The sequence below is a fragment of the Halorubrum aidingense JCM 13560 genome (assembly GCF_000336995.1).
Lineage (GTDB): Archaea > Halobacteriota > Halobacteria > Halobacteriales > Haloferacaceae > Halorubrum > Halorubrum aidingense.
Genome location: NZ_AOJI01000029.1, coordinates 125725 through 138666, shown reverse-complemented (window position 1 = coordinate 138666; position 12942 = coordinate 125725). Strand labels below are relative to the sequence as shown.

General features: G+C 70.4%; 12 protein-coding genes. 7 read left to right on the top strand and 5 right to left on the bottom strand.

Going from position 1 to position 12942, the window contains the following annotated elements; all coding sequences use genetic code 11:
• Positions 1-2: 2 nt before the first annotated feature.
• From C461_RS12705 to C461_RS12690, 4 genes are all read left to right on the top strand, one after another.
• Positions 3-1805: an ABC transporter permease gene (locus C461_RS12705; protein WP_008001860.1), complete on the top strand. Its 1803-nt coding sequence runs from the start codon at positions 3-5 to the stop codon at positions 1803-1805.
• On the top strand, positions 1786-3057 hold the full coding sequence (locus C461_RS12700) for an ABC transporter ATP-binding protein (RefSeq protein ID WP_008001859.1): 1272 nt from the start codon (positions 1786-1788) through the stop codon (positions 3055-3057). Before C461_RS12705 ends, C461_RS12700 begins: the two co-directional genes overlap by 20 nt.
• A 344-nt stretch (positions 3058-3401) precedes the next feature.
• Positions 3402-3662, top strand: a complete 261-nt coding sequence (locus tag C461_RS12695) for a DUF7561 family protein (protein ID WP_008001858.1) — start codon at positions 3402-3404, stop codon at positions 3660-3662.
• 322 nt (positions 3663-3984) lie between these two features.
• Positions 3985-5097 carry a pyridoxal-phosphate-dependent aminotransferase family protein gene (locus C461_RS12690; RefSeq protein WP_008001857.1) on the top strand — a complete coding sequence of 371 codons (1113 nt, stop codon included), beginning with the start codon at positions 3985-3987 and terminating at the stop codon, positions 5095-5097.
• A gap of 117 nt (positions 5098-5214) precedes the next feature.
• Here C461_RS12690 and C461_RS12685 read toward each other — a convergent pair whose 3' ends face one another.
• The 4 genes from C461_RS12685 to mdh all read right to left on the bottom strand — a co-directional run bounded on the left by C461_RS12685 (position 5215) and on the right by mdh (position 7912).
• A complete protein-coding gene (locus tag C461_RS12685) occupies positions 5215-5526 on the bottom strand; it encodes a hypothetical protein (RefSeq protein WP_008001856.1) in 312 nt (103 codons plus the stop codon).
• Between the two features lie 10 nt (positions 5527-5536).
• Entirely contained in the window at positions 5537-5836 is a 300-nt protein-coding gene (locus C461_RS12680) for a DUF424 domain-containing protein (protein WP_008001855.1), read from the bottom strand.
• The gene (locus C461_RS12675; RefSeq protein WP_008001854.1) at positions 5837-6754 is read right to left on the bottom strand and encodes a tetratricopeptide repeat protein; all 918 of its coding nucleotides are present in this window, start codon (positions 6752-6754) and stop codon (positions 5837-5839) included.
• A gap of 243 nt (positions 6755-6997) precedes the next feature.
• Positions 6998-7912 (bottom strand): malate dehydrogenase, encoded by a 915-nt coding sequence (mdh, locus tag C461_RS12670; RefSeq protein WP_008001853.1) that lies wholly within the window; start codon positions 7910-7912, stop codon positions 6998-7000.
• A gap of 121 nt (positions 7913-8033) precedes the next feature.
• Here mdh and C461_RS12665 point away from each other — a divergent pair, with 121 nt between their 5' ends.
• The 3 genes from C461_RS12665 to C461_RS12655 all read left to right on the top strand — a co-directional run bounded on the left by C461_RS12665 (position 8034) and on the right by C461_RS12655 (position 12097).
• Positions 8034-8627 (top strand): DUF7474 family protein, encoded by a 594-nt coding sequence (locus C461_RS12665; protein WP_008001850.1) that lies wholly within the window; start codon positions 8034-8036, stop codon positions 8625-8627.
• A 122-nt stretch (positions 8628-8749) separates the two neighbouring features.
• Positions 8750-10129, top strand: coding sequence for an MFS transporter (locus tag C461_RS12660; protein WP_008001847.1), 1380 nt, complete (start codon positions 8750-8752; stop codon positions 10127-10129).
• 42 nt (positions 10130-10171) lie between these two features.
• Positions 10172-12097 (top strand): histidine kinase N-terminal 7TM domain-containing protein, encoded by a 1926-nt coding sequence (locus C461_RS12655; protein ID WP_008001845.1) that lies wholly within the window; start codon positions 10172-10174, stop codon positions 12095-12097.
• A gap of 50 nt (positions 12098-12147) precedes the next feature.
• On the opposite strand, the gene C461_RS12650 is transcribed toward C461_RS12655, so the two are convergent.
• Positions 12148-12891 (bottom strand): DNA polymerase sliding clamp, encoded by a 744-nt coding sequence (locus C461_RS12650; protein ID WP_008001843.1) that lies wholly within the window; start codon positions 12889-12891, stop codon positions 12148-12150.
• Positions 12892-12942 lie beyond the last annotated feature (51 nt).

Below are 12942 nucleotides of genomic sequence, written 5' to 3'. Positions count from 1 at the left end.
TCGTGAGCGACTCCCGTCGCGGTCGGGGCGCTCGCTCCCTCCGCGACCGCCTCGAAGGGCGTCTCCTGACGCTGCTCGCGGTCGCGACGAGCGCCGCGCTCGTCGTCGCCTTCTACTACCCCGTCGGCACCGTCCTCGTCGAGGCGGTCCGCGTCGACGGCGCGGTCACGCTCGGCGTGTTCGCGGAGATCCTGCGCGACCCGTTCTACTTCGGCGAGCTCGCGCGCCTCTTCGCGGGCGAGTCGCCGATCGCGGTCGCCAGCGACCTCGCTTCGCCGGACCGCCGGCTCGGGATCGTCGGGTTCACCGCGTACCAGGCCGCGCTGTCGACGGTCGCCAGCGTCGCGCTCGGGCTGCCGGCCGCCTACCTGCTCGCGCGCTTCGAGTTCCCCGGCCGCCGGACGCTGCGGTCGCTAACGATCGTCCCGTTCGTGCTCCCCTCGATCATGGTCGCGGTCGGGTTCGTCGCCACGTTCGGGCGCAACGGGACGCTGAACGCGGTCCTCGGCGCGCTCGGCCTCCCGCCGGTCGACCTGCTGTTCACCCTCGAAGCGATCGTCATCGCGCACGCCTTCTACAACGCCCCGCTCGTCGCCCGGGTGACGACCGCGGCGTGGGAGTCGGTCGACGCCCGCGCGGTCGAGACCGCTCGGAGCCTCGGTGCGGGGCCGCTCCGCGCGTTCTACGACGTGGTCGCGCCGCAGCTGTACCCTGCCGTGTTGACGGGGGCGGCGCTCACGTTCGTGTTCACGTTCGGCACCTTCCCCATCGTCCTCGCGCTCGGCGGGTTCCAGTTGGCGACCGTCGAGGTGTTCATCTACCGGCTCGTCCGCGACCTGAGCTACGCGGAGGCGGCCGCGTTGGCGATCATCGAGCTCGTCATCTCGCTCGGCGTCCTGCTCGCGTACCTCCGCTACGAGGCGCGCAACACGGTGCGGTCGCGGGGCGCGCGGCCGCTCCCGCGCCACTCTCTGTTGCCGTCCGCGCCGACGGCTCGGAAATTCCTCCCGAGAGTCGGGCTCGCCGCGTACCTCGTCGTCGCGGGGCTCGTCTTCCTCGCGCCGATCGCCTCGATGATCCTCGCGAGCGTCACCGGCGGCGACGGGGCGCTCACGCTGGAGCACTACCGGTTCCTCCTCGACCGCCAGCAGACGGGAGCGGCGTTCCAGGTGCGGCCGTGGCCCGCGATCCGCAACTCGCTGCTGTTCGCGACCGGGGCGACGCTATTGGCGCTCCCGATGGGGGTCGTCGTCGCGGTGTTGACGACCCGGCGGTACCGCGGGCGGAAGCTGGTCGACGCGGCCGCGATGGCGCCGCTCGCGGTGTCGGGGATCGTCGTCGGACTCGGGCTGTTGCGGGGGCTCGTCTTCGGGATCGAGGTGGCGGGGTGGCGGATCGCGGTCGCCGGCTCGGTCGCCATCGTCCTCGCGCACGCCATCGCGGGCTACCCGTTCGTCGTCCGGACGGTGGCGCCGGGGCTGGAGGGGCTCGACCGCTCGCTGATCGAGTCGGCGAGAGCGCTCGGCGCCTCGCGACCGCGGGTGATCCGCGACGTGGAACTCCCCCTCGTGTGGCCGGCGGTCGTCGCCGGCGCGGCGTTCGCGTTCGCCATCTCGATCGGCGAGTTCACCGCGACGGTGGTGCTCGCGACGGGCGCCGACGCGTACACGATGCCGGTCGCCATCGAACGGTTCATCGGGAGGCGGCTCGGACCGGCGACCGCAATGGGCGTCGTCTTACTCGTCGTCACCGGGCTCAGCTTCGTCGTCATCGAGCGGCTGGGGGGTGAACACCGTGGACTTTGAGGAGGCGGCCACGGGCGCCGCCGCGGCCGCCGCGACTACCGACCACGCTCCCCCCGCCGTCGAACTCGACGGCGTGAGCAAACGCTACGGGGAGACCGCCGCCGTCGACGACGTGAGCCTCCGAGTGCGCGAGGGCGAGTTCTTCACGCTCGTCGGCCCCTCCGGCTGCGGGAAGACGACGACGCTCCGGCTGATCGCGGGCTTCGAGGAGCCGACCGCGGGGACGGTCCGCTTTTCCGGCGAGTCGGTCGCCGGGGTCCCGCCGGAGGACCGCGACGTGGGCGTCGTCTTTCAGAACTACGCGCTGTTCCCGCACATGAGCGTCGGCGAGAACGTCGGGTACGGGCTCAACTTCGCCGACCCGCCCGGCGGCGTCACGCGCGACGAGCGCGTCGCGGAGCTGCTCGAACTGGTGGATCTCCCCGACGCGGCCGACCGCGACCCGGAGAGCCTCTCCGGCGGTCAGCAACAGCGCGTCGCGGTGGCGCGCGCGCTCGCGCCCGGTCCCGACCTGCTGCTCTTGGACGAGCCGATGAGCGCGCTCGACGCGCAGCTCCGCGAGCGCCTCCGGGTGCAGGTGCGGCGCATCCAGTCGGAACTCGGGATCACGACCGTCTACGTCACCCACGATCAGGAGGAGGCGCTGGCGATTTCCGACCGCGTCGCCGTGATGCGCGACGGCGCGCCCGAGCAGGTCGCGCCCCCGCGGACGGTGTACCGGGAGCCCGCGACCCGGTTCGTCGCCGAGTTCGTCGGCGACAACAACGTGTTCGCGGGCCGGGTGGTCGACGTGGCGGAGGGCGGCGCGGTGGAGAGCGACACGGCAGAGGGCGGCGCGGTGGAGAGCGACGCGGCAGGGGACAACGCGGGCGGCGACGGCGCCCCTCGAACCGTCGGCGTCGACATCGGCGGTGAGACGCTGCGGGTCGCCGTCGCCGACCGCGACGCCCCCGACGACCGCGACGTCCCCGACGACCGCGACGTCCCCGACGACCGCGACGTCCCCGACGACCGCGACGCCCCCGCCGTCGGTGACCGCCTCGTCTTCTGCGTACGGCCCGAGGCCCTCCGGATCGACGGCGGCGAGAACCGGCTTCGGGCGACCGTCGCGAGCGCCGAGTTCCTCGGTGAGACGACGCGCGTGACGCTCGACTGGGGCGGTCGGGACCTCCTCGTTCGGACGCGCGACCCGCTCTCCGGCGAGGTCGTCGTCGGCTTCGACCCGGGAGACGCGCACGTGATCGACGATTGACGGGGCGTGACGGACGGTAATTTATAAGTAAACGATGCGGTGGCGTCGCCGGCGCTCCGCGCCGGCTGCAAGCGAGAGCCTTGCTCTCGCCCCGCGCTCCGGTGAGCGCCTGTTAAAGGCGCGAGCCGAGCGCGAGGGACGCCGCGAGCGGAGCGAGCGGCGAGGTTGGGGAGGTGTGAGGTGCGGAGGCGGGGTTTTCGAGGTAGCCACAACCGATCGCTCTCTCCATTTATAAGCGAACAGCCGGGACGACGTCGACGCCGACGCGCTCCGCGCCGTGGAACCCCTCAACGACGCCCGCCACGTCCCGACACGCATTAGCGCACGGAGTCGCTACCCCGCCTATGGCCTCGGAGTCGTGTGACGTCTGCGAGCGGTCCGTCAGGATCGCCGGCGGGATCGGCGACCTGTGGAACTTCGCGTTCGAGTCGACACAGGGGATGACGGTGGAGCTCTCGGACGGCTCCGAGTTCTTCCTCTGTTTCGAGTGCATGGAGGCGCTGCCGGACGACCACGAACCCACCGCGGACGACGTCGCCGACCTCCGTGAGCGGACCGACCCGGTCGAGGGCGGCGGCCGCGATCACTTCTGGCACTGGGGCTAGGCGGCCGCCGGCGAGGTGAGCGGCGTCACCGTCCCGATCGATCGCTTATAAATCGTTGCTGGCGCAGTGAGCACTTCTACAGCTCCGCGCCGTCCCGCGCCGCCCCGCACCTCACACCTCCCCAGCCTCGTCGCTGGCGCCGACGGCGCCAGCGACTCCCTCGCGCTCGGTTCACGCCGCGTTGCGGCGCTCACCGGAGCGCGCCACCGCGACAGCCCTCGTTCGCTTATAAAAACCACCGCCCGTCCACGTTGCCGCTTTTTGAACGTATCACAAGGACCATACCGTCGCGCGTCGCGCTATTAACCAACAGGTGGACCCAGTGACGACAAAACGCGAATACCGAGACGACTACACGGACAAGACGCTGTACATCCCCGGGCCGACGGAGGTCCGCGAGGACGTCATCGAGGCCATGACGGAGTCGCCGTTCGGCCACCGGATGGACCGGATGACCGACCTCTACACGACGATCGTCGAGGACACGAAGGAGTTCCTCGGCACCGACAACGACGTCGTCATCCTCACCGCGTCCGGCACGGAGTTCTGGGAGGCGTCGACGCTCAACCTCGTCGACGAGAACATCCTCGTGCCGACCTGCGGGAGCTTCAGCGAGCGCCACGCCAACGTCGCCGAACGCCTCGGCAAGGACGTCGACCGACTGGAGTACGAGTGGGGCGAGGCCGTCAAGCCCGAGGACATCCGCGAGACGCTCGAATCCACCGACAAGCACTACGACGTCGTCGCGACGGTGATGAACGAGAGCTCCACCGGCGTCCGCAATCCGATCGAGGAGATCGGCGACGTGATCGCCGACTACCCGGACACCTACTTCGTCGTCGACGCCGTCTCCGCGCTCGGCGGCGACTACGTCGACATCGACGACCACAATATCGACGTCATCTTCGCCTCCACGCAGAAGGCGTTCGCGATGCCGCCGGGGCTCGCGGTCTGCGTCGTCAGTCAGGACGCCTACGACCGCGAAGTCGAGAAGGGAACCTCCTCGTGGTACGGCGGCTTCCGCCGGACGATCGACTACTACGACCGCAAGGGTCAGACGCACTCGACGCCCGCCATCCCGATCATGTTAGCGTACCGCAAGCAGATGAAACACATGCTCGACGAGGGCCACCGCGCCCGCGACGAGCGCCACCGCGAGATGATGGCGTACGTCCACGACTGGGCGGACGAGCACTTCGCGATGTTCCCCGAGGAGGGCTACGAGTCCCAGACGGTCGCCTGCATCGAGAACACGCAGGGGATCGACGTCGCCGCGACGATCGACGAAGTCAGCGAGAAGTACGACATGGCCTTCTCGAACGGTTACGGCTCGCAGCTCGGCGAGAAGACGTTCCGCATCGGCCACATGGGTGAACACACCGTCGAGAGCGTCAAAGAGCTGACCGACGCGATCGAAGACGTCGCGGACCTCTGAACCGGCCGTCGCCACGCGTCGCGCTGCGTTCTGACTCTCGTTCCGCTCCGCATTCCTCGTTCCGCTCCGCATTCCTCGTTCCGCTCCGCATTCCTCGTTCCGCCCCGCGCTCCCCTCTCAGCCGGTGCGCCGCGGTTCGACGAGTTCGATCCGATAGCGCCGACCGCCCGATCGCGTCTCCTCGACCGCGACGACGACGAACGAGTGCTCGGCGAGGTCGATCATGTCGCCCGGCGAGAGCGGCCCGTCGTCGCCCGTCTCGCCGCGCCGTCTCCGGTTCTCTCGCGCTCGGCGGTCGGTGTCGCCGACGACCTCGGGGCCGACGCTGATCGTTCCGATCTCGGCCGCGACTGCGCGACTCCAGAAGGCGTCCGCCGGCGGTCGCGGCCCCACGCGCTCGGCCAACTCGGCTCTCGTCAGTCGCTTCATCGGCGATCGCTCACAGCCAGAGCAGCTGTGCGTGTCGGGTGTCGTCGAACTCCAAGACGGTCTCCTCGTCGACGAGGCCGGCCTCGACGGCGACGCCGACCGCCTCCGTGCCGACGATGTTGGCGACCTGCGCGCGGTGGAGCCCGGCGACGACCTCCTCGGCGGTCGCCTCGACCGCGTCCTCGCCGCCGTAGAACTCCTCGCTGACGGTGATCGTGGCCCGACCGTTGTCGTACGTCTCACCGAGGCAGTCGGCGTCACAGACCGAGACGAGCCGGCCCTCGGGCGTCTCGCGCTCGCGGAGCAGCATTTAGAAGCCCTCGGGACCCTCGCCCTGCAGCTCGCGCTCCGGCTCGTCGCCCGAACCGCCGCGGGCGCCGCGCCCCGCTCCGCCGCGCCCCGCTCCGCCGCGCCCCGCCCCACCGGGCTCGCCGGGCTGTCCGCCCATCCCGCCGCGGCCGCCTTGGCCCATTCCGCCCTGCGCCGCCTGCTCTTCGACCATCTGGCCTTCCGCCTCGCGACGGATCTCCTCGGCGCGGTCGGCGACCTCCTCGGCCTGCTCGTGTTCGCCCGCCTCTTCGAGCGCGCGGGCCTTCTCCTCTAAGACGCCCGCGCTCCGGTAGCCGAGGCGGATCGCGTTGTCGAAGCAGGTGACGGCGTCCTCGGCGAGCCCGCGCTCGACCAGCAGGAACCCCCGGTTGAACCACGCCTCGGCGAAGCGCGGGTCGGTCTCGACGGCGCGCTCGGCGTGTTCGAGCGCCTGCTCGGTGCGGCCGAACTCCCAGAGCGCGTACGCGAGGTTGGTCTCGGCGGTCGCCGCGTGCTCGGAGTCGTCGTCGATCCGCAGCGCCTCCTCGTACGCGCCGATCGCCTCGTCGAACTCCTCTAACTCGGCGTGGGCCGCCCCCTTGTTCACCCAGGCCTCCTGGGCCTCCAGCGAGTCCTCCTCGGCGAACTGCGCCGCGCGCTGGAACGTCTCCGTGGCCTCCTCGTAGCGGTTGATCCCCATGTACGAGAGCCCCACGTCGATCAGGCGCTCCACGTCGATGGCGTCGCTCTCGACGTTCCGTCGGTCGAGGATGTCGGTGAGGACGCGGGAGTCGACGGGGTCGACCGTGTTAGGGTCGGCGTCGATCTCCTCGGGGTCGAGGGTGAACTCCTCGTAGTCGGCGTCGACGCCCTGCCCGGCGGAGAACTCGTGGCGGTCGTCGTCGCGTTCGTCGGTCATATACCCTGTTTTGACGGTCACGACGCGTAAGGGTTGCGTCAGCGATCGTACGGGACGCGGCGATCGTCCCGTCTCGTTACACGGTGGCCCCGTCTCGTTACACGGTGGCCCCGTCTCGTTACACGGTGGCCCCGTCTCGTTACACGGTGGCCCCGTNCGTTACACGGTGGCCCCGTCTCGTTACACGGTGGCCCCGTCTCGTTACACGGTGGCCCCGTCTCGTTACACGGTGGCCCCGTCTCGTTAGGCGATTTTCTCGTACTGCTCGGAGAGCTTCTCGGCGGCCTCGTCGAGCAGTTCCGTCTCGTACTCGTCGAGCTCCCACTCGACCACTTCTTCGACGCCGTTCGCGCCGAGCTTGGCGGGCACGCCGAGGGCCGTGTCTTCGTAGCCGAACTCGCCGTCGAGCACGACCGAACACGGGAGCACCTCGCCGGTGTCGTTCAGCACCGCCTCGACGGTGTGGGCGACGCCGGTGGCCGGCCCCCACTGCGTGGCGCCCTTCCGGCTGATCACGTCCATCGCGGACTCTTGGAGGTCGGCGAGGATCTGCTCTTTCTCGTCGGCGTCGAAGCTCGGGTCGCGGCCGTCGACGCGCACCTTCGAGAAGACGGGCGCCTGCGCGTCGCCGTGCTCGCCGAGGATCGTCGCCTCGACGTTCTTCACGGGCGCGTCGAAGCGCTCGGAGAGGACGTAGCGGAAGCGCGCCGAATCGAGCCGCCCGCCGAACCCGATCACCTGGTGGCGGTCGCGGTCGCCCGCCTCGTACAGGTGTCGGTTGAGGAGGTCGACGGGGTTCGAGGTGGTGACGGTAACGAAGTCGTCGTTGTACTCGGCCAGCGACGAGCCGATGTCGGCCATGATGGGGGCGTTGTCGCCGGCCAGATCGAGTCGCGTCTGGCCCTCCTGCCGCGGGATCCCGGCCGTGATGACGACGACGTCCGAGCCGGCGGTGTCCGCGTACTCGCCCTGCCGGACGGTCGTGTTCGAGTCGTAGGCGACGCCGTGGTTCGTGTCGGCGGCCTGCCCGATCGTCGTCTCGCGCTGGTCCGGGATGTCGACGAAGACGAGCTCGTCGACCACGTCGCGCAACGCGAGGTTGTAGCCGGCCGCGGCTCCGACGGTCCCCGCCGCACCGATGACGCTGACTTTTGTCATACCGTGTGCAGTCGGGACCGGACGGCGAGTAAACGTTTCGAAAACATCACGAACGTATATAACTATCTCGGCGGATCGCGTCGCGAAAACCCTAACTCCGGCGGCGACGCACACTCGCTCAGTGCCGACGTTTCGCTACCCGTGTCCCGGCTGTCGGACGACCAACAGCCTCCACGACGCCGACTGCGACTTCGAGGGCGTGAGCTGGCCGACCATCGAGAAGGCGTACACGGACCTGTTGACGGTCCTCACCGCCGAGCCCGACGGGATGGCGGAGTCCACGCTCCGGGAGGCGGTCCACGGCGAGTGGGGCGGGCTCCACAAGGCCGCGCTCGGCGCCTTGGAACGCGAACAGCGCGTCGTCGAGGACGGCGACCGGCTCCGGCTGCTCACCGCCGCGGAGTTCAAAGAGCTGGTCTCCGAACCCACCCGCGACCCGATGCGCACCGTCTACGAGCACGGCTCCGTCCCGGGCTGTCACGACAACGCCGTCTTCGCGATGGTCGCGTGGTACGAGATGGTCGGGCTCTCGTGGCCCGAGACTCGCGAGAACGTCGTCGAGTGGCTCCGCGAGTCGGGCGCGTGGGACCGCGGCGGCTTCGAGGAGTCCACCCCCGAGGAACTCGTCGACTCGAAACGCCACGTGTACGACGAGGGCTACGGCTGGAAGGAGAAGGGACAGGCCGCGAAGCGCGTCATCGAGCGGCATCTGTAGATCGCTCACCCCGCCGGGATCGCGGTGACCGCGCCGACCGCGGAGAACGCGACGACTCCGCCGTCGGCGGCAGCGATCTCTCACGTCCCCCTTTTTAAGTTTCAGCGCGACGTCTCGCCACCGTGACACACCCGGAAGCCGGAACGGCGTCGCTCGGGCCGGCGGGCGGCGAGCCCACCGATCGCCCTCCGGCCGTCTCGAATCCCCGCCGCGCGCTCGCCGTGGTGATCGGCGTCGTCTTCATCGACCTCGTCGGCTTCGGGATCGTGATCCCGATCCTCCCCTTTTACGTGCGCTCGTTCGGCGTCAGCGACGCCTTCATCGGGCTGCTCGCGGCGTCGTACTCGCTCGCACAGTTCCTCGCCGCGCCCACGCTCGGGCGGATCTCAGACCGGATCGGCCGCCGACCCGTCCTGCTCGCGTCGCTCGCGACCGCGGGGGTCGCGTGGGTGACGTTCGGCTACGCCGGGGAGTCGGGCGCGCGCTTCGGGACGACAGCCGCGCTGGCGACGCTGTTCGCCTCCCGGACGCTCGCGGGCGCGATGGGCGGCAACATCGCGGCCGCGCAGGCGTACGTCGCCGACATCACCCCGCGGGACCGCCGGGCGGGCGCGCTCGGGCTCGTCGGGGCCTCCTTCGCGCTCGGGTTCGTCTTCGGGCCGGCGATCGGCGGCCTGCTCGCCGCCGACCCCGTGGTCGCCCGCGCCGACGCGCTCTTTCCGGCGTTCATCCCGGCGACGCCGTACTCGCTGCCGAGCTTCGCCGCCGCGGGGATGAGCTTCCTCGCGGTCGGCGTCGGCGGCCTCTTCCTCGAAGAGCCGACGCGCGACCGCTCGGACGAGCCCACCGCCCGAACGACCGCCATCGGTCAGTTCCGCGGGGCGCTCGCCTCCGCGGCGCTCCGCCCGCTCACGGTCGCGTACTTCCTCGTCGCCGTCGCGTTCGCGGGCGTGCAGGTGATGTTCATCCCGTACGTCGCCGACGCGTTCGGCTACGACGCGACGGCCGCCGCGTTCCTGCTCACCTACGTCGGCGTCCTCGGCGCGGTGAACCAGGGCGTGCTCGTCGGCCGGCTCTCGCGGATCGTCCCCTCTCGAACGCTCGTCGCCGTCGGGTCCGTGATCCTCGGCGGAGCGCTCGTCGCAATCCCGACGACCGGGCTCGTCGACCGCGCGGTCGGCGGCGTCGCCCTCGGCGGTCCGGCGTGGCTCACGCTCCCGCTCGTCGCGCTCCTCGTCGCGCTCGCGATGCTCTCGTTAGGCAACGCCCTCGTCAACGTCTCGCTGGCGACGCTCGTCTCGGCGTCCGCCGGCGACGCCGAACAGGGGGCCGCCTTCGGCGTCACACAGGGCGCATCGAGCCTCGGGCGGACCGTCGGTCCACCGCTGATGGCGGTGTTGTACACGGTCGCCGTCGCCTCGCCGTTCCTTATCGGGGCCGTGCTGCTCGTCCCCGTCGCCGTCGCGTTCGCGCGGCGCTCCGCCGCCGAGACGACCGCGTGACCGCGATAGGTTTACGCCGCCCGTCGCCGTCGTAGCCGACGCATGGTCTTCGACGTCGTCCCCGCGTGGCCTGCCGTCGTCTCCGTCGCTGGTGGGATGGGGGCGCTCACGCTCGCGTGGACGATCCGCGAACACCGCGGTCGTCCGGGCGTCGACTGGTTCCTCGGCGTGTTCGCCGCGCAGGCGATCTGGTGTCTCTCTTACGGCGTCGGCCTTCTCGTCACCGACCCGACGCTCCGGCCCCTCTTGGAGGCGGCGACGTGGCTCGGGATCGTCTGGACCGGGGTCGCGTTTCTCGGGTTCGCGCTGGAGTACACCGGCCGGAGCGACGTGATTCGGGGACGTCTCTTCGCCGCCGTCGTCGGGTTCGGACTCCTCTCTACTGCCGTTCTCGCCACGAACCCGATCCACGGGTGGTTCTGGACCGGGTTCCGTCTCGACCCCGTTTTCGACGTCGCGACCGTCTCGTACGCCTTCGGCCCGTGGGCGTACCTCGTCGTCGCCGTGGAGACGGTGCTCGTCGCCAGCGCGGTGTTCCTGCTCCTCGACACCCTCCTCAGCTACGGCCCGCTGTACCGCCGCGAGAGCGCGGCGGTCGCGTTGAGTTCGCTGCCGCCGGGGCTCGCGCTCGTCGCGTGGACGCTCGAACTCGGTCCCGTCCCGCAGCTACAGCTCGCGCCGATCCTGTTCGTCCCGCACGTCTTGCTCGACGCCTACGCGTTCGGCCGCGCAGAGATGTTCGACCGGTACCCGACCACCAGCCGCGCCGCGGAGCGCACCGCGCTCGACGACCTCGCCGACCCCATCGCCGCGCTCGCGCTTGACCACCGCATCGTCCGGCTCAACCCCGCCGCCGAGTCGCTGCTCGGTGTCGACGCCGAGACCGCGCGCGACCGCCCGCTCGACGCGTTCGTGACGGTACCCGGGCTCGACGACGACCGCCCCGCCGCCGAAACGGACGGGAGCGACGGTCACGGTGACGACCACGGCAACGGTCACGGTGACGGTCACGGCGACGGCACCCGCGAGACGGTCACGGTCGAAGCCCGGGACGGCATCGCTCGGCGCACGTACGCGGTGTCGACGTCGCCGCTGACCGACCCCAACGGGACCCACGTCGGGTACACGGTCGTCTTCTCGGACGTGACCGAGCGCGAGCGCCGCCGCCAGCAGTTGGAGGTGCTCAACCGCATCCTCCGGCACAACCTCCGGAACGACGCCGGCGTCGTCCACGGCTACGGCGAACTGCTCGCGGAGCGGCTCGACGACCCCGAACTGGCCCGGATGGCGGACGCGATCGAGCGCCGAGCCGGCGCGCTGGCCGCGCTCGGCGAGAAGGCCGGCACCGTCGAGCGGTTGGTCTCCGGGAGCGAGCCGAGCGCCGTCGCGGTCGACGACACCGTCGCGTCGGTCGTCGACGACGCCCGCGACCGCGATCCAGACGCGACCGTCGACCTCGCGATCGAGGCCCGCAACGTCGACAGCGGCGGCAGCGTCGACAGCGCCGCCGATCACGGTGAGGATTGGACGGCTCGGCTCAGAACCGACGCGCTCCGCGCGGTCGTCGAGAACACCGTCGAGAACGCCATCGATCACCACGACGGCGCGGGGACCGAGCGCGCCGACGGCGGGCCGTGGGTCCGGGTGTCACTCCGGCGCGAGGCGGGCGAACGCGCCGACGGCGGGAACGCCGAGGACGGAGCCGACGCCGATGGGGGGAACGTGGAGGGCGGGACCGGCGCCGACCACTTCGTCCTCACCGTCGCCGACGACGGGCCGGGAATCCCCGACCACGAGGTTACGGCGGTCGAGTCCGGCCGTGAAACGGCGCTCGAACACGGCTCCGGGCTCGGGCTCTGGGTCGTCGAGTGGGGGGCCGCCGCGCTGGGCGCCGAGGTCGACTACGCCGACCGGGAGCCGCGCGGGACGACCGTGACGGTACGGATTCCGGTCGTCGCTGAACAGTAAGCGAATTTTACGTACGATTTAAAAGCCCCGAAACGCCGTATTCGGCCGCGTTAGTCGCTCTGGATGCGCGGTGCGAGCATGAACGTCACTTGCCCGAGCCCCTCCGCGAACCCGTAGTGGAGCTTGACCGGGAACTCCTCGCCGAGCTCGATGGTGACCTCGGCGTCGGAGGCGATCGCTTTGTTCATGTCCTTGAGGTAGTCGAGGCTGAACAGCGAGTCCGCGGGGCCGGCGGTGAGCGCGATGAGGTCCTCGCGAGTGAGCGCGAGGTCGACGTCGTCGGTGTCGCCCTCGGCCTCGATGTAGAAGATCTCGTCGGCCTCGTCGACGCGGAGGCGGATGTGGTCGGAGACCATGTCGGCGGCTTTGATCCCGCGGTCGATCTGGGCGCCCTCGACGACGATCTCGGCGGCGAGATCGAGGTCCGGGATGTCCGGCTCTTGACGGATGGAGTCGGGGTCGATGAGCGCGAGGGTGTACGAGAGCCCGTCGATCTCGATGTGGAGCTTGCGGGTCTCCTCGTCGAGTTCGAGGTGGATCAGGTCGCCCGAGTTGGCCATGCCGGCGATGTCCTCCAGACGAGCGAGGTTGACGCCGATGACGCCGCCGTCGGCCTCGTAGGACTCGAACGCCGCGGCTTCGAGGGTGAGATCGACCATGCCCACGTTGGCCGGGTCGACGGCCCGGATCGAGAGTTCCTCCTCGTTCAGGCGGATCTTACACTCGTCGACCAGCACGCTCACCGAATCGAGCGCGTCCTGAAACGTCGACGCGCCCACGATGGCCTTGAACATATACGTTCGGCTAGGGCGGTATCACCTAAAAAGGCACCCGATCGGAGCGGC